At 67.6% G+C, this 25,318-nt stretch carries 21 protein-coding genes; 18 read left to right on the top strand and 3 right to left on the bottom strand.

What is annotated here, in order from left to right; genetic code table 11:
* Positions 1-45 precede the first annotated feature (45 nt).
* The 14 genes from A3CU_RS0103070 (at position 46) to A3CU_RS0103005 (ending at position 20,218) form a co-directional block, all read left to right on the top strand.
* Positions 46-1,206, top strand: a complete 1,161-nt coding sequence (locus tag A3CU_RS0103070) for an ABC transporter ATP-binding protein (RefSeq protein ID WP_027941021.1) — start codon at positions 46-48, stop codon at positions 1,204-1,206.
* A gap of 38 nt (positions 1,207-1,244) precedes the next feature.
* Entirely contained in the window at positions 1,245-1,997 is a 753-nt protein-coding gene (locus A3CU_RS0103065; RefSeq protein ID WP_156960228.1) for an MlaE family ABC transporter permease, read from the top strand.
* 67 nt (positions 1,998-2,064) lie between these two features.
* On the top strand, positions 2,065-2,904 hold the full coding sequence (locus tag A3CU_RS0103060) for an MlaE family ABC transporter permease (RefSeq protein ID WP_027941019.1): 840 nt from the start codon (positions 2,065-2,067) through the stop codon (positions 2,902-2,904).
* A gap of 80 nt (positions 2,905-2,984) precedes the next feature.
* The gene (locus A3CU_RS0103055; protein WP_027941018.1) at positions 2,985-4,316 is read left to right on the top strand and encodes an MCE family protein; all 1,332 of its coding nucleotides are present in this window, start codon (positions 2,985-2,987) and stop codon (positions 4,314-4,316) included.
* 46 nt (positions 4,317-4,362) lie between these two features.
* Positions 4,363-5,394, top strand: a complete 1,032-nt coding sequence (locus A3CU_RS0103050) for an MCE family protein (protein WP_027941017.1) — start codon at positions 4,363-4,365, stop codon at positions 5,392-5,394.
* Positions 5,391-6,377 (top strand): MCE family protein, encoded by a 987-nt coding sequence (locus A3CU_RS0103045; RefSeq protein WP_027941016.1) that lies wholly within the window; start codon positions 5,391-5,393, stop codon positions 6,375-6,377. The genes A3CU_RS0103050 and A3CU_RS0103045 overlap by 4 nt, the downstream gene beginning before the upstream one ends.
* A gap of 203 nt (positions 6,378-6,580) precedes the next feature.
* A complete protein-coding gene (locus A3CU_RS0103040) occupies positions 6,581-7,711 on the top strand; it encodes an MCE family protein (RefSeq protein ID WP_245616858.1) in 1,131 nt (376 codons plus the stop codon).
* Positions 7,708-8,892: an MCE family protein gene (locus A3CU_RS0103035; RefSeq protein WP_027941014.1), complete on the top strand. Its 1,185-nt coding sequence runs from the start codon at positions 7,708-7,710 to the stop codon at positions 8,890-8,892. Before A3CU_RS0103040 ends, A3CU_RS0103035 begins: the two co-directional genes overlap by 4 nt.
* Positions 8,892-10,148 (top strand): MCE family protein, encoded by a 1,257-nt coding sequence (locus A3CU_RS0103030; RefSeq protein WP_027941013.1) that lies wholly within the window; start codon positions 8,892-8,894, stop codon positions 10,146-10,148. Before A3CU_RS0103035 ends, A3CU_RS0103030 begins: the two co-directional genes overlap by 1 nt.
* A gap of 36 nt (positions 10,149-10,184) precedes the next feature.
* Positions 10,185-10,772: a hypothetical protein gene (locus A3CU_RS0103025; protein WP_027941012.1), complete on the top strand. Its 588-nt coding sequence runs from the start codon at positions 10,185-10,187 to the stop codon at positions 10,770-10,772.
* A gap of 17 nt (positions 10,773-10,789) precedes the next feature.
* Positions 10,790-11,698 carry a hypothetical protein gene (locus A3CU_RS0103020; RefSeq protein ID WP_027941011.1) on the top strand — a complete coding sequence of 303 codons (909 nt, stop codon included), beginning with the start codon at positions 10,790-10,792 and terminating at the stop codon, positions 11,696-11,698.
* Between the two features lie 20 nt (positions 11,699-11,718).
* Positions 11,719-12,246 carry a hypothetical protein gene (locus A3CU_RS49620; protein WP_052371412.1) on the top strand — a complete coding sequence of 176 codons (528 nt, stop codon included), beginning with the start codon at positions 11,719-11,721 and terminating at the stop codon, positions 12,244-12,246.
* 472 nt (positions 12,247-12,718) lie between these two features.
* Positions 12,719-16,225 (top strand): DNA-directed RNA polymerase subunit beta, encoded by a 3,507-nt coding sequence (gene rpoB / locus A3CU_RS0103010; protein ID WP_027941010.1) that lies wholly within the window; start codon positions 12,719-12,721, stop codon positions 16,223-16,225.
* 78 nt (positions 16,226-16,303) lie between these two features.
* Positions 16,304-20,218 (top strand): DNA-directed RNA polymerase subunit beta', encoded by a 3,915-nt coding sequence (locus A3CU_RS0103005; protein WP_027941009.1) that lies wholly within the window; start codon positions 16,304-16,306, stop codon positions 20,216-20,218.
* Between the two features lie 325 nt (positions 20,219-20,543).
* On the opposite strand, the gene A3CU_RS0103000 is transcribed toward A3CU_RS0103005, so the two are convergent.
* From A3CU_RS0103000 to A3CU_RS0102990, 3 genes are read right to left on the bottom strand one after another with little or no spacing between them, the layout of a single operon-like run.
* Positions 20,544-21,422, bottom strand: coding sequence for a nitrilase family protein (locus tag A3CU_RS0103000; RefSeq protein WP_027941008.1), 879 nt, complete (start codon positions 21,420-21,422; stop codon positions 20,544-20,546).
* A gap of 16 nt (positions 21,423-21,438) precedes the next feature.
* Positions 21,439-22,791, bottom strand: a complete 1,353-nt coding sequence (locus A3CU_RS0102995) for an amidase (RefSeq protein ID WP_027941007.1) — start codon at positions 22,789-22,791, stop codon at positions 21,439-21,441.
* 5 nt (positions 22,792-22,796) lie between these two features.
* Complete coding sequence (locus A3CU_RS0102990) at positions 22,797-23,183, bottom strand: winged helix-turn-helix transcriptional regulator (protein ID WP_027941006.1); 387 nt, start codon at positions 23,181-23,183, stop codon at positions 22,797-22,799.
* A 160-nt stretch (positions 23,184-23,343) separates the two neighbouring features.
* On the opposite strand from A3CU_RS0102990, the gene A3CU_RS55060 reads away from it, so the two are divergent.
* The 4 genes from A3CU_RS55060 (at position 23,344) to rpsG (ending at position 25,269) form a co-directional block, all read left to right on the top strand.
* Positions 23,344-23,466 (top strand): hypothetical protein, encoded by a 123-nt coding sequence (locus tag A3CU_RS55060; RefSeq protein WP_281174082.1) that lies wholly within the window; start codon positions 23,344-23,346, stop codon positions 23,464-23,466.
* 334 nt (positions 23,467-23,800) lie between these two features.
* On the top strand, positions 23,801-23,947 hold the full coding sequence (locus A3CU_RS53385; protein WP_169739587.1) for a hypothetical protein: 147 nt from the start codon (positions 23,801-23,803) through the stop codon (positions 23,945-23,947).
* 477 nt (positions 23,948-24,424) lie between these two features.
* A complete protein-coding gene (gene rpsL, locus A3CU_RS0102975; protein ID WP_003102113.1) occupies positions 24,425-24,799 on the top strand; it encodes a 30S ribosomal protein S12 in 375 nt (124 codons plus the stop codon).
* Positions 24,799-25,269 (top strand): 30S ribosomal protein S7, encoded by a 471-nt coding sequence (gene rpsG, locus A3CU_RS0102970; protein WP_027941005.1) that lies wholly within the window; start codon positions 24,799-24,801, stop codon positions 25,267-25,269. The genes rpsL and rpsG overlap by 1 nt, the downstream gene beginning before the upstream one ends.
* Positions 25,270-25,318: the final 49 nt, after the last annotated feature.

The raw sequence follows: 25,318 nt of genomic DNA, 5'->3' as shown, positions 1-25,318 counted from the left end.
TGTTCGGGTGTGCTGGCCGACACCGTGAGAACTCCGGGAGGTGCGATGGGTGCCGAGGTGGTCGTCGAGGGTCTCACGAAGTCGTTCGGCAGACAGACCATCTGGCGGGATGTCACGCTCACGCTGCCGCCCGGTGAGGTCTCGGTGCTGCTGGGACCGTCGGGTACCGGCAAGTCGGTCTTCCTCAAGTCGATGATCGGGCTGCTCAAGCCGGACCGCGGCAAGTGCGTGGTCAATGGCGTGGACATCGTCCGCTGCGGTGAGCGCAAGCTCTACGAGATCCGGAAACTGTTCGGGGTGCTGTTCCAGGACGGCGCGCTGTTCGGGTCGATGAACCTCTACGACAACGTGGCGTTCCCGTTGCGTGAGCACACCAAGAAATCGGAAACCGAGATTCGCCGGATTGTGCTGGAAAAGCTCGAAATGACCGGTCTGGCGGGTGCGGAGAAGAAACTACCCGGCGAGATCTCCGGTGGTATGCGCAAGCGCGCGGGACTGGCCCGTGCACTCGTGCTCGACCCCGAGATCATTCTCGTCGACGAGCCCGACTCGGGTCTGGACCCGGTTCGCACCACCTACATCTCGCAGCTGTTCCTGGACGTCAACGCGCAGAGCGACGCGACGTTCCTCATCGTCACGCACAACATCAACCTGGCCCGCACCGTGCCGGACAACCTGGGCATGCTCTTCCGCAAGGAGCTGGTCATGTTCGGGCCGCGCGAGGTGCTGCTCACCAGCGAAGAGCCGGCGGTCAAGCAGTTCCTCAACGGCCGCATGGACGGCCCGATCGGGATGTCCGAGGAGAAGGACTCCGCCACGATGGCCGCCGAGCGCGCGATGTTCGACGCCGGCCACCACGCGGGCGGGGTCGAAGAGGTCGTCGGCATCCCGCCGCAGATGCAGCCCGCGCCTGGCCTGCCGGTGCGGCAGGGCGCGATCCGGCGCAAGGACCGGGTCATGCAGATCCTCCACACCCTGCCGTCCGCCGCGCAGGAGGGCATCATCGAGTCCCTGACCCCGGAGGAGCAGGCGCACTACGGCGTCCACCCGCACCACCGCGTGGAGACTCCGTCGTGGGACCGGACCGTGGAGATGACCTCGGTGCCGCGCCACCACCAGGGCGAGCTGCCGGCCGATCAGGTGGCCCGGCTGCCCAGACCGGGTGGCCACCGCCGGGGCGATCCGGGGCCGGAGCAACTCCCATGAGTTCGACGACCACCCGGGCCAGGATTCCTGGCGGGGGAATGCTCCGCGAGACCGGGAAGCTGTTCGCGCTCGGGCTGGACGTCATCCGCGGGTTCTTCCAGCGGCCGTTCCAACTGCGGGAGTTCATCCAGCAGTCCTGGTTCATCGCGAGCGTGACGATCCTGCCGACCGCGCTGGTGGCGATCCCGTTCGGCGCGGTCATCTCGTTGCAGTTCGGTTCACTGGCCCGGCAGCTGGGCGCGCAGTCCTACACCGGCGCCGGCAGCGTGCTCGCGACCGTGCAGCAGGCCAGCCCGCTGGTGACCGCGCTGCTCGTCGCCGGCGCCGGTGGCAGCGCCATCTGCGCGGACATCGGCGCCCGCACCATTCGCGAGGAGATCGACGCGATGGAGGTGCTCGGCGTTTCCGCCGTGCAGCGCCTGATCGTGCCGCGGGTACTCGCGTCGATGCTGGTCGCGTTGCTGCTCAACGGTATGGTCAGCGTGATCGGCGTGCTCGGTGGCTACTTCTTCAACGTCACGCTGCAGGGCGGTACGCCGGGCGCGTACCTGGCGAGTTTCTCCGCGCTGGCCCAGTTGCCCGACCTGTGGGTGGGTGAGGTCAAAGCGCTGATCTTCGGGTTCATCGCCGCCGTGGTGGCCGCCTATCGCGGGCTGCACCCGGCCGGTGGGCCGAAAGGCGTCGGAGACGCGGTGAACCAGTCGGTGGTCATCACGTTCCTGCTGCTGTTCGTGGTCAACTTCGTGATCACGCTGGTCTATCTCCAGATAGTGCCCGGAAAGTTGAGCTGATGCGCGGCGACATCTTCGCGGTCGCGACGGCCGGCTGGGCGCGCCGGCCAGAGACGGGGAGCTGAGCATGGCGACGTTGCGCCAGAACGTGAAACGGATCGCGAACCGACCACTCGAAGTGCTGGACGACTTCGGGGACCAGATGTCGTTCTACGCGCGCGCCATCGCCTGGACGCCGCGCACGATTCGTCGCTACAGCAAGGAAATCCTGCGGTTGCTCGCCGAGGTCAGCTTCGGTTCCGGGTCGCTGGCGGTGATCGGCGGGACGGTCGGCGTGATGATCGGCCTGACCCTGTTCACCGGTGTGCTGGTCGGTCTGCAGGGATATTCGGCGCTCAATTCGATCGGTACCTCGGCCTTCACCGGGTTCTTGACCGCGTTCTTCAACACGCGGGAAATCGCCCCGCTGGTGGCGGGGCTGGCGTTGTCGGCGACGGTGGGCGCGGGCTTCACCGCCCAGCTCGGCGCGATGCGGATCAGTGAGGAGATCGACGCGCTCGAGGTCATGGGCGTGCCGAGCCTGCCGTACCTGGTGACCACGCGGATCATCGCCGGATTCGTCGCGGTGATCCCGCTTTATGTGATCGGGCTGCTTTCGTCCTATCTCGCCTCGCGGGTGGTGGTCGTCTACGTCTATGGCCAGTCCGCCGGCAACTACGACCATTACTTCAATCTTTTCCTGCCACCACTGGACGTGTTCTATTCCTTCGTCAAGGTGCTCATCTTCAGTATTGTCGTCATTTTGACGCACTGCTACTTCGGTTACCGGGCCTCCGGCGGCCCGGCGGGGGTGGGCGTCGCGGTCGGCCGTGCGGTGCGGCTGAGTATCGTGACGGTCGCCATCATCAATTTCTTCATCGGTTTCGCCATCTGGGGAACGTCGACCACGGTGAGGATCGCGGGATGAACACGCTGTGTTATTCAAAACGCGCGACCTCCGGCGGCGCGTCTTCCACTCACTCCTGCACGAACACGGACTGTTGAATGATGCTCAGGTTACGGCGCAGATTGTTGGGCCTGCTGCTGGTCGTCGTGCTCGCGGGCGGTGTCACGTTGAGCATCGCGTTGTACAACAAGGCGTTCAGCTCGTTCGTGACGGTGAAGCTCGAAGCGACCGACATCGGCAACCAGCTGCTGCCGCAGTCCGACGTCAAGGTGCGTGGGCTGATCGTGGGGACGGTGCAGTCGATCAAGGCCACCGACCAGGGCGCCGAGCTGACCCTGGTGCTCGACCCGGCATCGGCGAAGGAGATTCCGGCCAACGTTTCCGCCCGTTTCCTGCCGAAGACGCTGTTCGGTGAGCGGTACGTTTCCCTGGAGATTCCGCAGGATCCGGTGTCGTCGAGCTTGCGCGACGGCGCCGTGATTCCCGAGGACCGCTCGTCGCCGGCGGTCCAGCTGTCCAAGGCGATCGACGACCTGCTGCCGGTCCTGCAGGCCGTGGAGCCGCAGAAGCTGTCGGCCACGCTGACCGCGATCTCCACCGCGCTGCACGGCCGGGGTGACCAGGTCGGCGAAACGCTGTCCAATTTGGGCACCTACCTCGGCGACCTCAACCCGCACCTGCCCGAACTGCAGCAAAACCTGCGGGACCTGGCGAAGTTCTCGGACAACCTGAGCAACTCGGCGCCGGATCTGGTGCAGACCCTGGACAACCTGTCGACCACGACCAGGACCGTGGTGGACGAGCAGCAGAACCTGCATGCGCTCTACACCAACCTGACCGGCGCCTCGCAGACCCTGGAGTCGTTCCTGCGCGCCAATTCGAGCAACCTGATCGGCCTCGCTTCGACCGCCCGGCCGACGGCCGAACTGCTCGCCGAGTACGCGCCCGAGTACCCGTGCCTGCTCGGCTCGATGAGCGAGTTGGTCGGGTATCTGGACCAGGCGTACGGCAAGGGCACCAACGAGCCCGGCCTGCACGCGACCATCGAGATCACGGTCAACCGGGGCGCCTACAAGCCGGGGCGGGACGAGCCGCGATACGCCGACACGCGCGGCCCCCGCTGCTACAACGTCAAGGACTATCCGATGCCGTTCCCGCAGTACCCACCGGAAGGGCCGATCAATGATGGCAGCACCGCGCCGCCCGGGTCGCGTGCGGTCTCGGCGGGCCTTCAGCCGGCGAACACCACCGCGGACGCCGGGGGCTACAACGGCGGCGGCGCCAGCGGCAGCGTCGTGAACAGCGCGGCCGAGCAGGACTTTCTGGCACAGCTGGTCGGGCCGCAGGTGGGTATCGCGCCCGCCGAGGTGCCGGGGTGGGCCGATCTGCTGGTCGGGCCGCTGTACCGGGGAGCGGAGGTGACGGTGAAATGACCACGACGCTTCGCCGCGCCGCGCGCGTCCGGAGGGGAGGACCGCGGTGAGGGGAGTGGCCGCGCCGCTGATCAAGCTGTCGGTCTTCATCGTGGTGACCGTGTTGGTCACCACGATCCTGGGGATCAGCATCGCCAACATCAACACCGCGAACACCGACGGCTACAGCGCCCGGTTCACCGACGCGACCCTCGTGATGCCGGGCGACGACGTCCGGATCGCGGGCGTGAAGGTCGGCCAGGTGACCCGGGTGAGGATCGTCGACCGCCGGCAGGCCCAGATCGACTTCGACGTGGACTCGGGGCGCCGCCTCCCGGCGAACGTGATCGTGACCATCAAGTACCGCAACCTGGTCGGCCAGCGTTACCTCGCGCTGAGCCAGGGCACCGGCGACGAGGCCGCGACGCTCGCGCCCGGCACCACGATCTCACTGGACCAGACCCGCCCGGCGCTGGATCTGGACGAGCTGTTCAACGGCTTCAAGCCGCTGTTCACCGCGCTCAACCCGGACGACGTGAACAAGCTGTCCTACGAGTTGATCCAGGTGCTGCAGGGAGAGGGTGGCACCATCGACAGCCTGCTCGCCCACACCGCCTCGCTGACCTCCACCATCGCGCAGAAGGACCAGGTGATCGGGCAGGTGATCACCAACCTGAACGGCGTGCTGGACGCGGTGAACGCGCACACTCCGCAGCTGTCCGACCTGATCGTCCGGTTGCAGCAACTGGTCTCCGGGCTGGCCGCCGATCGCAAGCCGATCGGGGACGCGATCACCGCGCTGGGCGGGCTGGCCGACACGACTTCGGGCCTGCTGTCCCAGGTACGGGATCCGCTGAAGAACGACATCTCCGCGCTCGGGCTGCTTGCCGACAACCTCAACGACAACCAGTCCCTGGTGGAGCACTTCATCCAGTACCTCCCGCAGAAGGTGACCCAGCTGAGCAGCCTCGCGGACTACGGTTCGTGGTTCAACTTCTTCCTCTGCACGGCCAATGGCCAGGTGTCCATCCCGGGCCTGGTCAACGAACCGGTGAACCTGCCGCTGGCGCCGGTGACCAGGGATCGGTGTAGCGCATGAGGAGCTTCCAGTCCCGCAACCCGGTGCCGATCGCGCTCGTCGGCCTGGTGGTCATGGCACTCGGGGTCGTCGTCGCACTCAACGCCGACAATCTGCCGATCGTCGGCGCCGGCACCACGTACTCGGCCGATTTCACCGAGGCCGCCGGGCTCAAGGACGGCGACGAGGTGCGGGTCGCCGGGGTGAAGGTCGGCAAGGTCACCGACGTTGCCCTCGACGGGGCGCAGGTGAAGGTGTCGTTCAAGGTCAAGGACACCTGGCTCGGCGACAAGACCCAGGCGACCATCAAGATCAAGACCTTGCTCGGACAGAAGTACCTCGCGCTGGATCCGCTCGGCGACAAGACGCTGGACCCGGGCATCACGATCCCCAAGGAGCGCACGGTTGCACCGTACGACGTGCTCGACGCGTTCCGTGACCTGTCCACGACGGTGAACCAGATCGACACACAGCAGCTGTCGAAGTCGTTCGAAACCTTGTCGCAGACCCTTTCCGGGACACCCGACGAGGTGAGAAGCGCGCTGTCGGGGCTTTCGCAGCTGTCGGACACCATCGCCAAGCGGGACGACCAGCTGTCCCAACTGCTGGCCAACACCCGGCAGATCAGCCAGACCCTGGCCGACCGGGATGCCGAGCTGACCAAGCTGCTGAGCGACGGGAACCAGTTGCTGGCCGAGATTTCCGATCGGGAGCAGGCGATCTCGACGTTGCTGTCCGGCTCGCAGGAGCTGTCGACGCAACTGCAGGGACTGGTGAACGACAACGACGGGCAACTGGGGCCGGTGCTGGCCTCGCTGGACCAGTTGACCGGGATGCTGCAGCGTAACCAGGACGCGCTCGCCCAGGGCATCAGTCGCTTCGCGCCCTACATCCGGTTGTTCACCAACGCCGTCGGGAGCGGACGCTGGTTCGACAGTTACGTCTGTGGTCTGATCCTGCCGTCCGTGGGCCCGCTGAACGAACAGGGGTGCAACGCAAAGTGAGTTGGAGCCTGTTCCGGAACCGCAAGATCCCTGGTCAAGGTGAGTCCTCGAACCCGCCGTCCGAAGGTACCCGATCTTGGGGGCAGGGCTCCAAGCAGGAAAGACGTGAGCAACGCACTCAGGAGAGCCCTGTCCACGAGATCGGGTGGGCGGGTTCTGAAACTAGCACTGACACCCGCTTCGGACAGAGCCTCGTGCGTGGCGTGACGATCGCCTGTGTGCTCGCGCTCGTGGTGGCCGGCGCGTTGTGGTGGACTCTCTCCGACGCCGGCAAGAAGCGCCTCACCGCGTACTTTTCCAGCGCGATCGGCTTGTACGTGGGCAACAGCGTGCGGGTGCTGGGCGTCGACATGGGCACGGTGACCGCGGTCGAACCGATGGGCAACCAGGTGAAGATCGAGATGTCCTACGACCGTACGGTCCGGATCCCGGCCGACGCGCAGGCCGCGATCGTCGCTCCCTCACTCGTCAGCGACCGGTACGTGCAGCTCGCCCCGGCCTACACCGGCGGCAGCGTGATCGACGACGGGGCGGTCATCCCGCTCGACCACACCGCGGTCCCGGTCGAGGTGGACGAGCTGTACGCGAGCCTGGACAAGATCAGCCAGTCGCTGGGGCCCAACGGGGTGAACAGCAACGGCTCGCTGTCGGACCTGTTGACCACGCTTGCGAAGAACCTCGACGGCAACGGACAGGCGTTGCACGACACCATCACCAAGCTGAGCCAGGCGGCCGACACGCTGTCCGGCAACCGGGACGACCTGTTCGCCACCATCAGCAACCTGGCGGACTTCACCACGGCGCTGGCCGACAGCGACAAGCAGGTGCGCCAGTTCGAGGACCAACTCGCCGACGTGAGCGGGTTCTTGGCGGGGGAGAAGGACAACCTGGTCGCCACGGTGCAGCAGCTGGGCACGACGCTGGCGCTGGTGCAGGACTTCATCAACCGCAACCACGATCGGCTCCGGTCCAATGTGGACAAGCTGGCGAGCGTCACCAGGGTACTGGTCGACCAGCGCGCCGCGCTCGCCCAGATCCTCGACGTGGCGCCGACGGGCCTGGGCAACGTGATCAACGCCTACAACGGGGCGTCGGGCACGCTGGACACGCGGGCGAACATCAACGAGCTCACCCAGCCGCCGATCATGATGATCTGCAGCCTGCTCAAGCAGACGCCGGGCGCGCTGGCCAAGGTCGGCAACCTGTGCGACTCCGTCGAACCGTTCCTCGACGGCACGCTCAAGGCGCCGTCGGTCGCGCAGACCGTCAACGCGCTCCAGCACGGTGAGCCGCCGCCGTTGCCGCTGCCCCTGCTGACGGGGGGTTCGCGATGAGGAAGTTGGCGCTGGCCGGCGTGGGCGCCGCCGCGATGCTGGCGTTGAGTGCCTGCTCCTTCGGCGGTATCTACGACCTTCCACTGCCCGGCGGTGCGGATCTCGGCGACCATCCATACACCGTCCGCGCGCAGTTCCGGGACGTGCTGGATCTGGTGCCGCAGGCCGGGGTGAAGGTCAACGAGGTGCCGGTCGGCCGCGTCGAGTCGATCGGTCTCTCGCCGGACGGTTGGAACGCCGAGGTGACCATGCGCGTCAACGGCGACGTGCACCTGCCGGCCAACGCGCTCGCCAACATCCGGCAGTCCAGCCTGCTCGGCGAGAAGTACGTGGAGCTGGCGTCGCCGGGTACGGACCTCGCGAACGGCGCGCTGACCGACAACGCCGAGATCCCGCTGGCCCGAACCAACCGCAGCGTCGAGGTGGAGGAGGTGCTCGGCGCGCTGTCCATGCTGCTCAACGGGGGCGGTGTGGACCAGATCGACAACATAGCCCGTGAGCTGAACGCGGCGACCTCGGGCCGTGAGGTGGACATCCGCAACCTGCTCTCCAACGCCGAGGGACTGGTATCCACTTTGGACGCGCAGTCCGGCGACATCACCCGTGCCCTGGACGGGCTGAACCGGCTTTCGTCCACTTTGAACAGCCAACGGGACCAGTTGGTCAACGCGGTGGACAACCTCGGGCCGGGGTTGCAGGTGCTCGAGGAGCAGCGCGGTCAGCTGGTGACCATGCTGCAGGCACTGCAGAACCTGTCCGGGATCACCGAGAGCACGGTTCATGCCAGCCAGGCCGACCTGGTCGCCGACCTGCGCGCGCTGCTGCCGACCCTGCAGAAGCTCGGCGAGGCGGGCGCGGACCTGCCGAAGTCGCTGGAGCTGCTGCTCACCTACCCGTTCACGGACTCGGCGCTGGCCGGCGCCAAGGGCGACTACTTCAACCTCTACGCGAACATCGACCTCAATCTCAAGGACGCGCTGGACAACCTCAGCCGTAGCCAGATCAACCCGCTCAGCGGGATCCTGCCGGACAGCCTGACCGGCGGTTCGGACGGGCCGCCGCTGCCGCTTCCCGGGCCCAGCGGCGGCAAGCCGGCCGCGACCGGCGGCGCGGGGGGCGGCACGCCGCAGCAACCGGGCGGGCTCGGCGGCATCCTCGGCCAGCTGTTAGGGGGCCTGTGATGTTGGTACGCCGGACGAAGATCCAGCTCGTCGCGTTCGGAGTGGTCTCCCTCGTCGCGATCGTGTACGCGCTGATCCGGTTCGCCGGGCTCGGCCAGGTGTTCGGCCAGGGCGGATACACGGTCAAGCTGGAGCTGACCACCTCGGGCGGCATCTTCACCGGTGCCGAGGTGACCTATCGCGGGTACAACATCGGCCGGGTCGGGCAGCTCCGGCTCACCGCGAGCGGGCTGGAAGCCGATCTCGACATCGACCCGGACACCCCGAGCGTGCCGCGGAACCTGCAGGCGGTGATCGCGAACCGGTCCGCGGTCGGGGAGCAGTTCGTCGACCTGCGGCCGATCACCGCGGACGGGCCGTACCTCACCGCCGGCTCGGTCATCCCGGCGTCGGTGACGAAGACGCCGCTGGGCACCGACTCGTTGATCACCGATCTCGACGGTCTCGCCTCATCGGTGCCCACGGACGCGCTGCGGACCGTGGTGGACGAGTCGTACCAGGCGTTTTCCGGTACCGGGCCGGACCTTCAGGTGCTGCTGGACACCACCCGGGACTTCACCGCCTCCGCACAGCAGTACCTGCCGCAAACCCTGCAGCTGCTCGACTCCGGGGACACGGTGCTGCGGACGCAGAACGCGAAAGCATCCTCGATGGCCGAGTTCAGCAAGAACCTCAACGAGCTGACCGCCGCCTTGAAGGGTTCGGACGCGGACCTGCGGAAGCTGATCGAGATCACCCCACCGGCCTCGGCGACGATCAACAGGCTGATCACCGACGCCGGGCCGGGCCTGGGTGAGCTGTTCGCGAACCTGCTCACCACGTCGAACCTGCTGGTGACCCGTGAGGCGGGCGTCCGGCAGGTGCTGATCAGCTACCCGGTGCTCGCGGTGGGCGCCCGCAGCGTCGTGCCCGGTGACGGGACCGCGCATCTGGGCCTGGCGCTCAACCTGTTCAACCCGCCCGCGTGCACCAAGGGCTACCTCAGCCCGAACACCTACCGGCCGGGCACCGACACCTCGGCGGGTGCCCCGGACTGGAACGCCTACTGTGCGGAGCCGGAGGGCAGTCCGATCGCCGTGCGCGGGGCGCAGAACGCGCCGTACAACGGCGTTCCCGTCGCACCGACCCAGGGCGACGTGAACGCGAACGCGAACCGGGAGCAGCAGAGCCTGGCCGAACTCGCCACCCCGGGTGCGGCCGGCGGGCCCGCGGTGACCATCAGCAGCCTGTCCGAACTACTGGGGCTGACCGGCTGAGTCCCCCTCCAGACCGACTATCTACCTTGGAGTGCCATGACTTCCGACGAGCCAGTCGACGAGGTCGAGCCCGGCGTGGACCCGGCAGCCGCCGAGCGGGCCGAGCCCTGGTTCCAGCGCTTTCTGCTGCCCGGCTCGGCCGCGCTGGCCGTCGCCGCGCTGATCGTGGCGGCGGTTTTCGGTATCCAGCGGTGGGGGACCTCCAGTGACGGCAACGTCGTGCTGGCACAGGCGCGCGAGGAGGTCACCAAGGCCGGCACGAACGCGGTGATGGCCTTCATCAACGCGGATTACACGCAGGTCGACGCCTATTTCCAGCGGCAACTCGACATCGCCGACCCCACGTTCGGGGCTCAGCTCAAGTCGTCACAGTCGGCCGTTCGGCAGGGCCTGATCGACTCGAAGACGAAGATCACCGACACGACGGTGGAGATCGGCGTCGAGGAGTTGAACGAGCACGACGGCAAGGCCACCTTGCTGGCCGCGGTCGGCTACGTGGTCAACCACGAAGGGCAGCCGCCGGCTCCCAAGCAGCAACGACTGGAGATCGGCATGACCCGGATCGACCAGGGCTGGAAGGTGACCGGGCTCGAGGACGTGCCGACCATCACCAGCGGACAGTGAGCGCGTAGGAGGACGCCTTGCCCACCATTCCCCGTCAACCGCCTCCCGCCCGCCGGTCCCGCGCGGCCGGGATCCGCCGCCCGTCGCCGACGCCCCGGCCCAAGGGGAAGGTCGAAGACGAGACCACGCCCATGGGCACGGAGCCGGAACCACCCGAGGCGGCAGCGCCCGAGGCAGCAGCACTTGAGACAGAACTACCCGAGGCAGGGGCATCCGAGGCGGCAGCGCCCGAACGGGAACGACCCGAAGAGCCCAGCCGGAAGCCGAGCCCGCGTCCGAAGCGCCGGGACGGCGGCGTCGCCAAGCCGGTCGGCTACGAGCCTGCCGTGACCGCCGTCATCGCGCCGGCCGATCCCTGGCGTGCTCCGGCCCGGACGCGGCACAGGATCTGGCCGGCGACCGTCCTGCTCGGGGTGGCGGCGGTCTTCATCGGGCTCGCCGTGTGGTTCAAGCTCGAGGACAACCAGTTCGGCGCCCCGGCCGCCAACACCGCGCTGCTGGACGTGGCCCGCACAGCACAGGTGAACCAGGCCGCCACCAGCGCGGTGGAGACGCTGTTCTCCTACGACTACAACAACATCGCCAAGACCCAGGACGCGGCCAAGGACCTGCTGCTCAACAACGAGGTCCGCGACACCTACAACCGTCTGATGGGCGACGTCGAGCGCCTCGCGCCGCAGCAGAAGATGGTCCTCACGGTCAAAACCAGCCGGAGCGCGGTGATCAGCATCGAGGGCGACCGCGCCCGGGTGATGGTGTTCGTCGACCAGACCGCGACCCGCACCGATCAGAACAAGTCCAACGGCGGCAGCGCCATGCTCTGGGTGAACATGCAGTTCTCGGACGGTAAGTGGAAGATCACCGGCCTGGACACCTACAAGGCCCCGCAACCCGCCGCCACACCGCCTGCGAAACCAGGTAACTGACCCAACGCGAGGAGAGGGCAGTGGGGGATCCGTTCACCGGCGCGGTGAGCTGGGACAGCCACGGCGAGGACCGGATCGGGGTCTTCCACCCCGTCTGCATCGCCCTGCTGCGGGTGCACGTGCGGGGACTGCGCGACATCGCGGCCAGCCGCCTCGAAGAGCATGTGGTGGGCGGCGAACTGGGCCCGCTCGACCGCCGGCTGGACTCCGTGCTGTGGATGCGCCGGCTGGGCGAGAACGTCCTCGCCGCCTCCGAGCTGGAGGTACTGGTCCCGGCCGCCAACCGCTTCGACGCGGTCATGGACCTGCTGCCGGACACCGGCGGTGTGGTCGTCCTCAAGGGCTGGCGGGACCGTTTTCTGATGGGCACGGTCGCGCTGGACATCAAGGTCGCGATCGAGGCGTGGCTGCGCGCCTGGTGGTCGGGCGAGCTGGTGGACGGCGCCGATTGCCCCGACGAGCCCACCCAGCAGGTCTGGCGCGGCCAGTGCGAGTGGCTTCGCGAGCAGATCATCGAGCCGCTCCGGCCGGAGGCCGCGGCGGCCTGAGGACGCCACCTCGGCCACTTCCGTCGCACCGTCGTTCCCGGCAACTACTGCCCTCGCGCGGAGCTGTCCGTTGCGGGTGGTGGAGGGCGCCGGGTAGGCCTTGACCTGCAGGTCGTGTCGTGTTCGGGCACGCATGCGCACGGACGCGATGACGTTGCGCCAACTGGCGGGTTAGAGGCGTGGCATCTTGACTCTGGCGCGCTGTGGGTTCACGCTTACTCCGTGCGGCAACGCCCTGCGGGAGGGCGAGGCCGGGAGGCATACTTTAAGACGTCGTGATCGGGATCTGGGCCCCATTCGGGCGTGCCCCTCGACAATCCACGGCGTTAGGGCTAGACTGCTTCTTTGCGCTGCCCTCTTTCGGGCTGCTCGGGCACGGCAGCTAGGATGGGGCATCACGGCACCCTTGACAGTCGCATTAGTAGTTGCTAACGCGGCTGCTCACCGCTCATTGTCCCCGGAAGGACGCATCTTGGCAGTCTCTCCCGCGAACCAGGCCACTGCTGCGACCACCTCGGCTGTATCCAACTCGAACTTGAACTCCTCGGGTATCCCGGGGGCCCCGAAACGGGTCTCCTTCGCGAAGATCCGCGAGCCGCTGGCCACTCCCAACCTGCTCGACGTGCAGATCCGGTCCTTCGAATGGTTCACCGGTGACGAGAAGTGGTTCCAACGCCGCGTCGACGAGGGTGAGGAGCACCCGGTCGGCGGCCTGGAAGAGGTCCTCAACGAGATCTCTCCGATCGAGGACTTCTCGGGTTCGATGTCGCTGTCCTTCTCCGACCCGCGCTTCGACGAGGTCAAGGCCTCCGTCGAGGAGTGCAAGGACAAGGACATGACCTACGCCGCGCCGCTGTTCGTGACCGCGGAGTTCGTCAACAACAACACCGGCGAGATCAAGAGCCAGACGGTCTTCATGGGCGATTTCCCCGTGATGACCGATCGGGGCACCTTCATCATCAACGGCACCGAGCGTGTCGTGGTGTCCCAGCTCGTCCGCTCGCCGGGCGTGTACTTCGACCAGACCGTCGACAAGACGACCGACAAGGACGTGTTCAGCGTCCGGATCATCCCCAGCCGCGGCGCGTGGCTGGAGTTCGACGTCGACAAGCGTGACACCGTCGGCGTGCGCATCGACCGCAAGCGCCGGCAGCCGGTCACCGTGCTACTCAAGGCGCTCGGCTGGACGACCGAGCAGATCCGCGAACGTTTCTCCTTCTCCGAGACGCTGCTGGCCACCCTCGAGAAGGACCACACCGCGGGCACCGACGAGGCGCTGCTCGACATCTACCGCAAGCTGCGCCCGGGCGAGCCGCCCACGAAGGAGAGCGCGCAGACTCTGCTGGAGAACCTGTTCTTCAAGGACAAGCGGTACGACCTGGCCAAGGTCGGCCGCTACAAGGTCAACAAGAAGCTGGGCCTGTCGATCCCCTACGACACCGGCACGCTGACCGAAGAGGACATCGTCACCACCATCGAGTACCTGGTCCGGCTGCACGCCGGTGAGGAGAAGATGGGCGAGGGCGAGGCCGCGGTCCCGGTCGAGACCGACGACATCGACCACTTCGGCAACCGCCGCCTGCGGACCGTCGGCGAGCTGATCCAGAACCAGATCCGGGTCGGCCTGTCGCGGATGGAGCGGGTCGTCCGCGAGCGGATGACCACCCAGGACGTCGAGGCGATCACGCCGCAGACCCTGATCAACATCCGCCCGGTGGTGGCGGCGATCCGGGAGTTCTTCGGCACCTCCCAGCTGTCGCAGTTCATGGACCAGAACAACCCGCTGTCCGGGCTGACCCACAAGCGCCGCCTCTCGGCGCTCGGCCCCGGCGGTCTGTCCCGTGAGCGCGCCGGCATGGAGGTCCGCGACGTGCACCCGAGCCACTACGGCCGGATGTGCCCGATCGAGACCCCGGAAGGCCCGAACATCGGCCTGATCGGGTCGTTGTGCTCCTACGCGCGGGTCAACCCGTTCGGCTTCATCGAGACGCCCTACCGCAAGGTGATCGAGGGCCAGGTCACCGACCAGATCGACTACCTGACCGCGGACGAGGAGGACCGCTTCGTCAAGGCGCAGGCCAACGCGCCGCTGACCGAAGACGGGTACTTCGCCGAGGACCGCGTGCTGGTCCGGCGGAAGGGCGGCGAGGTCGAGCTGATCGACCCGATGGACGTGGACTACATGGACGTGTCGCCGCGCCAGATGGTGTCGGTCGCCACGGCGATGATCCCGTTCCTGGAGCACGACGACGCCAACCGCGCGCTGATGGGCGCGAACATGCAGCGCCAGGCGGTGCCGCTGCTGCGCAACGAGGCTCCGCTGGTGGGTACCGGCATGGAGCTGCGCGCCGCGGTCGACGCCGGTGACGTGCTGGTCGCCGAGCAGGCGGGCGTGGTGGAGGAGCTCTCCGCCGACCTGGTCACGATCATGCACGACGACGGCACTCGCAAGAGCTACGGGCTCTACAAGTTCCGCCGCACCAACCACGGCACCTGCTTCAACCACCGGCCGATCGTCTCCGAGGGTGACCGGGTGGAGAAGGGCCAGGTCATCGCGGACGGGCCGTCCACCGAACTCGGTGAGATGGCGCTGGGCAAGAACCTGCTCGTCGCGATCATGCCGTGGGAGGGCCACAACTACGAGGACGCGATCATCCTCTCCGAGCGGCTCGTGCAGGACGACGTGCTCACCTCGATCCACATCGAGGAGCACGAGATCGACGCGCGTGACACCAAGCTCGGCGCCGAGGAGATCACCCGGGACATCCCGAACGTCTCCGAGGAGGTGCTGGCCGACCTCGACGAGCGCGGCATCATCCGGATCGGTGCGGAGGTCCGCGACGGCGACATCCTGGTCGGCAAGGTCACGCCCAAGGGCGAGACCGAGCTGACCCCCGAGGAGCGCCTGCTCCGCGCGATCTTCGGCGAGAAGGCTCGCGAAGTCCGCGACACCTCGCTGAAGGTGCCGCACGGCGAGACCGGCAAGGTCATCGGCATCCGGGTGTTCTCCCGGGAGGACGATGACGAGCTGCCGCCGGGCGTCAACGAGCTGGTGCGCGTGTACGTGGCGCAGAAGCGGAAGATCCAGCCGGGCGACAAGCTCGCCGGCCGGCACGGCAACAAGGGTGTCATCGGCAAGATCCTGCCGGTCGAGGACATGCCGTTCCTGGAGGACGGCACCCCGGTCGACATCGTGCTGAACACCCACGGTGTGCCGCGACGGATGAACATCGGCCAGATCCTCGAGCTGCACCTGGGCTGGCTGGCGTCGCAGGGCTGGCAGGTCGAGGGCGCTCCGGAGTGGGCGAAGAGCCTGCCCCAGGAGCTCTACGACGTGGAGGCCGGCACGAACACCGCGACCCCGGTCTTCGACGGCGCGAAGGAGGAGGAACTCACCGGCCTGCTGGCCTCGACCAAGCCGAACCGCGATGGTGACCGGCTGGTCGGTCCGGACGGCAAGGCGACCCTGCTCGACGGTCGTTCCGGTGAGCCGTTCCCGTACCCGGTGGCGGTCGGCTACATGTACATCCTCAAGCTGCACCACCTGGTCGACGACAAGATCCACGCCCGGTCCACCGGCCCGTACTCGATGATCACCCAGCAGCCGCTGGGCGGTAAGGCGCAGTTCGGTGGCCAGCGCTTCGGTGAAATGGAGTGCTGGGCGATGCAGGCCTACGGCGCGGCGTACACGCTGCAGGAGCTGCTCACGATCAAGTCGGACGACGTGGTCGGTCGCGTGAAGGTGTACGAAGCGATCGTCAAGGGCGAGAACATCCCCGACCCGGGTATCCCCGAGTCGTTCAAGGTGCTCCTCAAGGAACTGCAGTCGCTCTGCCTGAACGTGGAGGTGCTCTCCAGCGACGGGGCCGCGATCGAGATGCGCGACTCCGATGACGAGGACCTGGAACGCGCCGCGGCCAACCTCGGCATCAACCTGTCCCGCAACGAGTCGCCCTCGGTGGACGACGTCGTTCAATGACCCAGCCACCGGGGGCCGTCGCCCGGCCCCCGGTAGCCGACCCCTCTGTCCCGAAACAACCCAAGGGGATGCAAGGACGTGCTGGACGTCAACTACTTCGATGAGCTCCGGATCGGCCTGGCCACGGCCGACGACATTCGCCAGTGGTCCTTCGGCGAGGTCAAGAAGCCGGAGACCATCAACTACCGCACGCTGAAGCCCGAGAAGGACGGCCTGTTCTGCGAGAAGATCTTCGGACCGACTCGCGACTGGGAATGCTACTGCGGTAAGTACAAGCGGGTTCGCTTCAAGGGCATCATCTGCGAGCGCTGTGGCGTCGAGGTGACCCGCGCCAAGGTGCGTCGTGAGCGGATGGGCCACATCGAGTTGGCCGCCCCGGTCACGCACATCTGGTACTTCAAGGGCGTGCCCTCGCGCCTGGGCTACCTGCTCGACCTGGCCCCGAAGGATCTGGAGAAGATCATCTACTTCGCGGCCTACGTGATCACGGGTGTGAACACCGAGCTGCGGCACAACGACAAGCCGACGTTGGAGAACGAGATCGGCGTCGAGCGCAAGAACATCGAGGCCAAGCGCGACGCCGACATCGAGGAGCGGGCGCAGAAGCTCGAGGCGGACCTGGCCCAGCTCGAGGCCGAGGGCGCCAAGTCGGATGTCAAGCGCAAGGTCAAGGAGGGTGGCGAGCGCGAGATGCGCCAGCTCCGCGACCGGGCCCAGCGCGAGCTGGACCGGCTCGAGGAGGTCTGGACCACCTTCGACAAGCTGGAGCCCCGTCAGCTGATCGCGGACGAGCAGCTCTACCGTGAGCTCTACGACCGCTACGGCGAGTACTTCACCGGCGGCATGGGCGCGGAGGCCATCCAGAAGCTGGCCACCGAGTTCGACGTCGCCGCGGAGGCGGAGAACCTGCGCGACACCATCCGCAACGGCAAGGGGCAGAAGAAGCTCCGCGCGCTCAAGCGGCTCAAGGTCGTCGCCGCGTTCCAGGCCACCGGCAACGACCCGCGCGGCATGGTGCTCGACGCCGTGCCGGTCATCCCGCCGGACCTGCGGCCGATGGTGCAGCTCGACGGTGGCCGGTTCGCCACCTCCGACCTCAACGACCTGTACCGCCGGGTGATCAACCGGAACAACCGGTTGAAGCGGCTGATCGACCTCGGCGCGCCCGAGATCATCGTCAACAACGAGAAGCGGATGCTGCAGGAGGCCGTCGACGCGCTGTTCGACAACGGCCGCCGCGGCCGTCCGGTGACCGGTCCCGGCAACCGGCCGCTGAAGTCGCTGTCCGACCTGCTCAAGGGCAAGCAGGGCCGGTTCCGCCAGAACCTGCTCGGTAAGCGGGTTGACTACTCGGGCCGTTCGGTGATCATCGTCGGTCCGCAGCTGAAGCTGCACCAGTGCGGCCTGCCCAAGGACATGGCGCTGGAGTTGTTCAAGCCGTTCGTGATGAAGCGGCTGGTCGACCTCAACCACGCGCAGAACATCAAGTCCGCCAAGCGGATGGTGGAGCGCGCGCGGCCGCAGGTGTGGGACGTGCTGGAAGAGGTCATCACCGGGCACCCGGTGCTGCTCAACCGGGCGCCGACCCTGCACCGGCTGGGTATCCAGGCGTTCGAGCCGCAGTTGGTCGAAGGCAAGGCCATCCAGCTGCACCCGCTGGTCTGCGAGGCGTTCAACGCGGACTTCGACGGTGACCAGATGGCGGTGCACTTGCCGCTGTCCGCCGAGGCGCAGGCCGAGGCGCGGATCCTGATGCTGTCGGCGAACAACATCCTGTCGCCGGCGTCGGGCCGCCCGCTGGCCATGCCGCGGCTGGACATGGTCACCGGCCTGTTCCACCTGACCAGGCTGGACGAGAACGCGGACGGCGCCGGGCAGGCGTTCTCCTCGCCGGCCGAGGCGATCATGTCCTTCGACCGCAAGGCGCTGAGCCTGCACGCCCCGGTCAAGATCCGGATCTCCGACCGGCAGCCGAGCAAGGCCGACGAGGCCAAGCTCGCCGAGAACGGCTGGGAGCCGGGTCAGCCGTGGCTGGCCGAGACCACCCTGGGCCGGGTGATGTTCAACGACCTGCTGCCGCCGGACTACCCGTTCGTCAACGAGCCGATGCCGAAGAAGCGGCAGGCGGCGATCGTGAACGACCTGGCCGAGCGGTACTCGATGACGCAGGTCGCGCAGACCCTGGACCGCCTCAAGGATGCGGGCTTCTACTGGGCCACGCGCTCGGGCGTCACGGTGTCCATCAGCGACGTCGTGGTGCCGGCGGAGAAGAAGGTGATCCTGGACCAGTACGAGGCCAAGGCCGACCAGGTCGAGAAGCGCTACCAGCGTGGTCAGCTGTCGCACGCCGAGCGCAACAACGAGCTGGTCAAGGTGTGGACCCAGGCGACCGACGAGGTCGCGAAGGTCATGGAGGACCACTTCCCCGAGGACAACCCGATCTCGATGATCGTGAAGTCCGGGGCGGCGGGCAACATGACCCAGGTCCGGTCGCTGGCCGGTATGCGTGGTCTGGTGTCCAACCCGAAGGGTGAGTACATCCCGCGCCCGATCAAGGCGAACTTCCGCGAGGGCCTGTCGGTGGCGGAGTACTTCATCGCCACGCACGGTGCCCGGAAGGGTCTGGCCGACACCGCGCTGCGGACCGCCGACTCGGGTTACCTGACCCGGCGTCTGGTGGACGTGTCGCAGGACGTCATCGTGCGCGAGGTGGACTGCGGCACCAGCCGTGGCATCAACATGCCGATCGGCGAACGCTTCACCGCCGATGCGCCGATCACGCGTGCCCCGCACGTCGAGACCAGCGCCTACGCGCGCACCCTCGCGACCGACGCGGTGGACGCGCAGGGCAACGTGGTGCTCAACGCCGGTGACGACCTCGGCGACCCCGCGATCGAGAAGCTGCTCTCCAGCGGGATCCTCAAGGTCAAGGTCCGCAGCGTGCTCACCTGCGAGTCCGCGATCGGTGTGTGCGCCACCTGCTACGGCCGCTCGATGGCGACCGGCAAGCTGGTGGACGTCGGCGAGGCCGTGGGTATCGTCGCGGCGCAGTCGATCGGTGAGCCGGGTACCCAGCTGACCATGCGTACCTTCCACCAGGGTGGTGTCGCAGGTGACGACATCACCACGGGTCTGCCCCGGGTCACCGAGCTGTTCGAGGCCCGGGTGCCCAAGGGCAAGGCGCCGATCGCCGACGTCGACGGCCGCGTCCGCATCGAGGAGAGCGAGCGGTACTGGAAGATCACGCTGATCCCGGACGACGGTAGCGAGGAGATCGTCTTCGACAAGCTGTCGAAGCGGCAGCGCCTGGCGAACACGCCGACCGGTCCGTTGCAGGACGGCGACCACGTGTCGGTCGGCCAGCTGCTGCTGGAAGGCACGCCGGACCCGCACGAGGTGCTGCGTGTGATGGGCCCGCGCGAGGCGCAGATGCACCTGGTGGACGAGGTCCAGAAGGTGTACCGGGCGCAGGGTGTGTCGATCCACGACAAGCACATCGAGGTGATCGTCCGGCAGATGCTGCGCCGGGTCACGATCATCGACTCCGGGACCACCGACTTCCTGCCCGGCGAGCTGCCCGAGCGCACCAAGTTCGAGGCGACGAACCGGGCCTCGGTGGCCGAGGGCGGCGAGCCGGCTTCGGGACGCCCGGTGCTGATGGGCATCACGAAGGCGTCGCTGACCACCGACTCGTGGCTGTCGGCGGCGTCGTTCCAGGAGACCACGCGGGTGCTGACCGATGCGGCCATCAACGGCCGTAGCGACAAGCTCGTGGGCCTCAAGGAGAACGTGATCATCGGTAAGCTGATCCCGGCCGGCACCGGCATCAACCGGTACCGCAACATCCAGGTCCAGCCGACCGAGGAGGCGCGGGTGGCGGCCTATGCCATCCCGTCCTACGACGACGGCTACTACACCCCGGATGTGTTCGGCACCGGCACCGGCGCCGCGGTTCCGCTCGACGACTACGACTTCGGTCGCGACTTCCGCTGATCTCGTAGCCGGTCAACCCGAAGGCCCCGGACGCCTCCCGCGTCCGGGGCCTTCGTCATGTCGATGCCTGGTCGTCGGGCAGGAGGTGCTTGAGCAGCGTGGTCGGGCGTCAGGACGTCGATCAGGTGGGCGCGGACGCTTTCGATCCACCCTTACGGCGCTGCTGGCGTCGTAGCAGCGCCGAGATCGTGCTTGTCGACGGCGGCAAGCCGGTTGAGACATGCGGGATTCCGGCTCCGGCATCGACGGCTCCGGAATCAAGACTGAGCTTCTGCGGGACTGATGACCTATTGGGTCCGGTACATCCGCCGGCCGGTCGCCGCCGTCAGCGCGGGTAGGCCTGGCCGCCGCGGTAGCCGAGCAGGGGATCGTAGAGGTCGGTGCGGCGGTCACGCGGCAAATCGTTGAGTTCGTTCCAGATCGTGGCCGAGCGGCTGGCCATGAGGTCGAGGTTGGCGTAGATGATCGTTTCTCCTTCGGTGGCGGCGACCTCGCTCGCGGGCCAGCCATCGGTTCCGGTGATCAGTGAGCAGCCGAGGAACTTCGCACCGCGTTCCTCACCGACCCGGTTGGCCGCGACGATCGGCAGGTTGTTGACGTGTGAGGCGGTCATGGTCAGGTAGGCGGCCATGCACCGGCCGGTGTCGTCGAACAGCGGCGGCGGTGTCCAGACCCAGTTGTTCGCACTGCAGACGACGTCGGCGCCTTGCACCGACAGCAGACGTGCCACTTCGGGGAACCAGATGTCCCAGCAGACCAGTAGTCCGATCCGGCCGATGCGCGTGTCGAACACCGGGAAGCCAAGGTCCCCGGGCGTGAAGACGAGCTTTTCCCGTTGCCACAAGTGAGTTTTGCGATAGTGACCGATGAGCCCGTCGGGTCCGATGAGGACGGCCGTGTCGAACAGGCGCACCCCGTCGAGCTCCGCCAAGCCACCGACGAGGTGGATGCCACGTGCGCGGGCGAGGTCGGTCCAGGCCTGCACGGTGGGCCCGGTGAGCTCCTCGGCGTGGGCATAAGCCTCGTCGCGGGTGGCGAAGGAGTATCCGGTGTTGACGAGTTCCGGCAGCACGACGAGGTTGGCGCCATGGTCGGCGGCTTCGGTGACCAGTTCGAGGGTTCGGGCGAGGTTCTTGTCCTTGTTCTCCAGCCCGACCTGGGGGTCGCACTGGATGGCTGCGGCGACGACGGCGCTGGTGGACATACCGGCTACTTTCCTTTCAGGAACTGGTGTTCTGCAGGTACTCGGCCACGGTCAAGAGGCGGTGTTCGGTGCCGGGCGGACCGACGAGCTGCAGGCCGACGGGTAACCCGTCGACGAGGCCGGCGGGGACGGTGACGGCGGGCAGACCCAGGACGCTCCACGGGCTGGTGAGGGCGAGCAGCGCCGCACGAACGTCGACGGCCTCCCCGCCGATCGTTTCGTCGCGACTGTCCAGAGTGGGCGGAGACAGCGGGATGGTCGGCAGGGCAAGGAAATCCTGCTGTCGAAGGAGGTCCGTGACGGCCCCGCGAACACGGTCGCGGAGTTCCAGGGCCCGGACATATTCCCAGCCGCGGGCCTGACCCCCCGTGCGGAGGCGGTCACGGACCTCGTCGCCGTAGAGTTCCGGCGCGGTGGCCAGGCGCTCGGCGTGCACGGCGTAGGCCTCGCTGCCCTGGATGGTTCGATACGCGGCGCGAAGTTCCTTCACCGCTGGGACGGTGACCTCACCGATGATGAGGTCTTTCGTGAGGTCTCGTGCCAGGCTCGTGATTTCGGGTGCCGTGGGGTGGATCGAGTCGGGAGGTACCCAGCCGATCCGTGGCGCGGCAACGGGTTGCCGGTGGCCGGCGGTCATGACTGTCCACAGCAGACGGCAGTCGGCGGCGGTGCGGGCCAGCGGGCCGACGGTGTCGAGGGACGGGGCCAGGGGGAAGACGCCGGTGGTGGCCACCGCACCGTGAGTGGGCTTGAGGCCGACGACACCGCAGCAGGCGGCGGGAATACGCACCGAGCCACCGGTGTCGGTGCCGAGCGCCAGGCCGACGATGCCGGCGGCGACCGCGGCGGCGGATCCACTGCTGGAGCCGCCCGCCATGTGGCCGGTCGCGTACGGGTTGCGTGTCGGGCCGCTCGCGGAGCGGTCGCCGGTCGGGCCGCAGGCGAACTCGTGTGTGGTGGTCTTGCCGAGAATGACGGCCCCGGCCTCCCGCAGCGGTCGTATGCAGTCCGCGTCCCGGGAGGCGATGTGTCCGGCGAAGTGGCGGGCACCAGCGGTCGTCGGCAGGCCATGGACGTCGATGATGTCCTTGACCGCGATGGGGAGGCCGTGCAGCGGACCGCGGTCCACCCCGGCGGCCAATTCCCGGTCCGCCTTCTCCGCCGCGGCCCGGGCGCCTGTCTCGTCGATCGTGACGAACGCGTTGAGCACCGGCTGCCATCGCGCGGCCTCGCCGAGCGCGGTTTCGACCAGGTCGCGAGAAGACACCCGGCCCGCCCGTAGTTCCGTTGCCAGCTCGGCGACCCCGACGCGGGCGAAGTAACCGGCGCCGGGCGGCGGGTCGAGGCTGGTCTCGAGGGATGACGACATGCCGGTTACCGCGCCGCTGCTGTGGTGTCGTAAGCGGCTCGGGCCCGGACGATGGCACCGCGGTGCCGCTCGGCCCAGTCCACCAGGCCGGTCAGGTACGAGTACAGCTCTTGCGCCATGGAGGTGAGGCCGTACTCGACCTTCGGCGGCACGGTGGGATGAACGGTCCTGGTCAGCAGACCGTCGCGTTCGAGTCTGCGCAGGTTCAGGGTGAGCATTCGCCGGCTGATGCCCTCGATGGCGCGTTCCAGTTCGGTGAACCTGACGGGGCCGCGCGCGGCGGCGACCAGGATGCTGATGCTCCACTTGCCCGCCACGTGGTCGATCACCTCGACGAGCGGGCACGCCTCGTCGGTGACCTCTTTGGACACACGTGTGTGGCTGCGTGACATAAAAGCGCCTCCTTCCCCGGCGCTTCATGGTTACAGAAGATGGCAGCTGTAACAAATCGTGCACCAAGGGAAGGGTCGACAATGCCCCTGCCCGCTGTGCGGGCAAGTACATCGCCGTGGCTGACCGTCGTCCCGCTCGCGCCGGCCAGATGTGATCGTCTTGGACCAGAACATCGTGAACGTGGCGCTGCCCGCTGTGCAGCGGAGCCTCGGGTGCTCCACCGAGAACCTCGTCTGGGTGGTCAACGCCTACGTCATCCCGTTCGGCGGCCTACTGCTGTAGCCGGACGGCCGCAGGCGGTGCGCGACAAAACAGTGCATCGTCCGAACAGGACGTCTCGGTCTCCCGACATTTTGTGCCAGGGCCTCTTTGTCAGCATCAGCAGTGCGGCGCCCTGCCGTCCACAAGGGAATCCCGAACTGTCCTCACTCCGGTGCTGTGGCGTTGACTTCGTCGCGGTGGCAGATGAAACCGTCGTCACTGAATGCGCATGCCGTGTCGCCGGAGACCATGACTCCCCGTGTGTCAGGCCGCCCGTTCCGGGCACGGAGAGCGAGGGAGAAGGCGGTTGGGTAGCGTGTCTGTTGGCGGCACACGAGCGAACTGAGGAGGCGTTGTGCACGCAGAAGAAAACGAGCCGGGAGAGGCGCCTTCGACGGGGCGGCACGCCGCGCCGGAGGGCGCACCGCGGCATCCGGCCATCGACCTTTCCCGCGATCCGACCCCCGGCAAGCCGGATCACGCCAAGCCGGACGACGAATAGGCCAACGGCATCGGCGCCGGAGCGCACGGGGCCGGGCACGCCGGCCGGAACGGGTCCTCCTTGTCCGGGAATATTCGCGCTCGACCAGGAGTTTGACTCGTCGTGGGTGTGCCAGGCGAGCCGATCGCGGACACCACCTCACTCCATTTACATATGGCCTGTTCCCGGGGTGGATCGGGTAGAGTCGGCGGTGATCCCCCCGGCCGCCGAGCTGAGATCGACCCCGATGTGGTCGCCCCCGGAACGGGCGGGTATCTTTGACGACGGTGCCCGGCACGCGCTGGGCCACTCTGCGCGCCATTCGGTCCGGCAGGGTGCTCGCAGCACCTCCGTCGGCCGCCTCGGCGAGGCGGGGATCCACGGAAAACCCGAGGAAACGTTACCGGCCGTGAGGTCGAGACGCGGGGCGACACGCCCGACCTCGGGGGCCGGGGAAGCAGACAGAACACAAGCCAGACGCGACAGAAAGCTGGTCCATTGCCCACGATCCAGCAGCTGGTCCGCAAGGGCCGCCAGGACAAGGCTGCCAAGCAGAAGACCGCGGCGCTCAAGGGGAGCCCGCAGCGGCGCGGCGTGTGCACCCGCGTGTACACCACTACGCCCAAGAAGCCGAACTCGGCGCTGCGCAAGGTCGCGCGTGTGAAGCTGACCAGCGGCATCGAGGTCACCGCCTACATCCCGGGCGAGGGCCACAACCTGCAGGAGCACTCCATGGTGCTTGTGCGTGGTGGTCGTGTGAAGGACCTGCCCGGCGTCCGCTACAAGATCATCCGCGGCTCGCTCGACACACAGGGCGTGAAGAACCGCAAGCAGGCGCGCAGCCGGTACGGCGCGAAGAAGGAGAAGAGCTAATGCCCCGCAAGGGTCCGGCCCCCAAGCGGCCATTGATCTCCGACCCCGTCTACGCCTCACCGTTGGTGACCCAGCTGGTGAACAAGGTGCTCACGGACGGGAAGCGCTCTCTCGCCGAGCGCATCGTCTACGGCGCGCTGGAAGGCGCCCGGGAGAAGACCGGCACCGACCCGGTGGTCACGCTCAAGCGTGCGCTCGACAACGTGAAGCCCACCATCGAGGTGAAGAGCCGTCGCGTCGGTGGCGCGACCTACCAGGTGCCGATCGAGGTCAAGCCCGGTCGTTCGACCACCCTTGCCCTCCGCTGGATCGTCGCGTTCTCCCGGCAGCGCCGCGAGAAGACCATGGTGGAGCGCCTGCAGAACGAGCTGCTCGATGCGAGCAACGGCCTCGGGGCCAGCGTGAAGCGCCGCGAGGACACCCACAAGATGGCCGAGTCCAACAAGGCGTTCGCCCACTACCGTTGGTGATCGCAGCCCGGCTGCCGACGAAAGCCTGGCCGGGCCCCACGCTTCTAGA

The organism is Amycolatopsis taiwanensis DSM 45107 (genome assembly GCF_000519205.1).
GTDB lineage: Bacteria > Actinomycetota > Actinomycetes > Mycobacteriales > Pseudonocardiaceae > Amycolatopsis_E > Amycolatopsis_E taiwanensis.
This window is presented reverse-complemented; position numbering and strand designations above follow the sequence as displayed.

Coding starts and splice junctions, on each gene's coding strand:
- A3CU_RS0103070 (WP_027941021.1), top strand. CDS start 46: ATGGGTGCCGAGGTGGTCGTCGAGGGTCTCACGAAGTCGTTCGGCAGA.
- A3CU_RS0103065 (WP_156960228.1), top strand. CDS start 1,245: ATGCTCCGCGAGACCGGGAAGCTGTTCGCGCTCGGGCTGGACGTCATC.
- A3CU_RS0103060 (WP_027941019.1), top strand. CDS start 2,065: ATGGCGACGTTGCGCCAGAACGTGAAACGGATCGCGAACCGACCACTC.
- A3CU_RS0103055 (WP_027941018.1), top strand. CDS start 2,985: ATGCTCAGGTTACGGCGCAGATTGTTGGGCCTGCTGCTGGTCGTCGTG.
- A3CU_RS0103045 (WP_027941016.1), top strand. CDS start 5,391: ATGAGGAGCTTCCAGTCCCGCAACCCGGTGCCGATCGCGCTCGTCGGC.
- A3CU_RS0103035 (WP_027941014.1), top strand. CDS start 7,708: ATGAGGAAGTTGGCGCTGGCCGGCGTGGGCGCCGCCGCGATGCTGGCG.
- A3CU_RS0103030 (WP_027941013.1), top strand. CDS start 8,892: ATGTTGGTACGCCGGACGAAGATCCAGCTCGTCGCGTTCGGAGTGGTC.
- A3CU_RS0103025 (WP_027941012.1), top strand. CDS start 10,185: ATGACTTCCGACGAGCCAGTCGACGAGGTCGAGCCCGGCGTGGACCCG.
- A3CU_RS0103000 (WP_027941008.1), bottom strand. CDS start 21,422: ATGTCCACCAGCGCCGTCGTCGCCGCAGCCATCCAGTGCGACCCCCAG.
- A3CU_RS0102995 (WP_027941007.1), bottom strand. CDS start 22,791: ATGTCGTCATCCCTCGAGACCAGCCTCGACCCGCCGCCCGGCGCCGGT.
- A3CU_RS0102990 (WP_027941006.1), bottom strand. CDS start 23,183: ATGTCACGCAGCCACACACGTGTGTCCAAAGAGGTCACCGACGAGGCG.
- rpsG (WP_027941005.1), top strand. CDS start 24,799: ATGCCCCGCAAGGGTCCGGCCCCCAAGCGGCCATTGATCTCCGACCCC.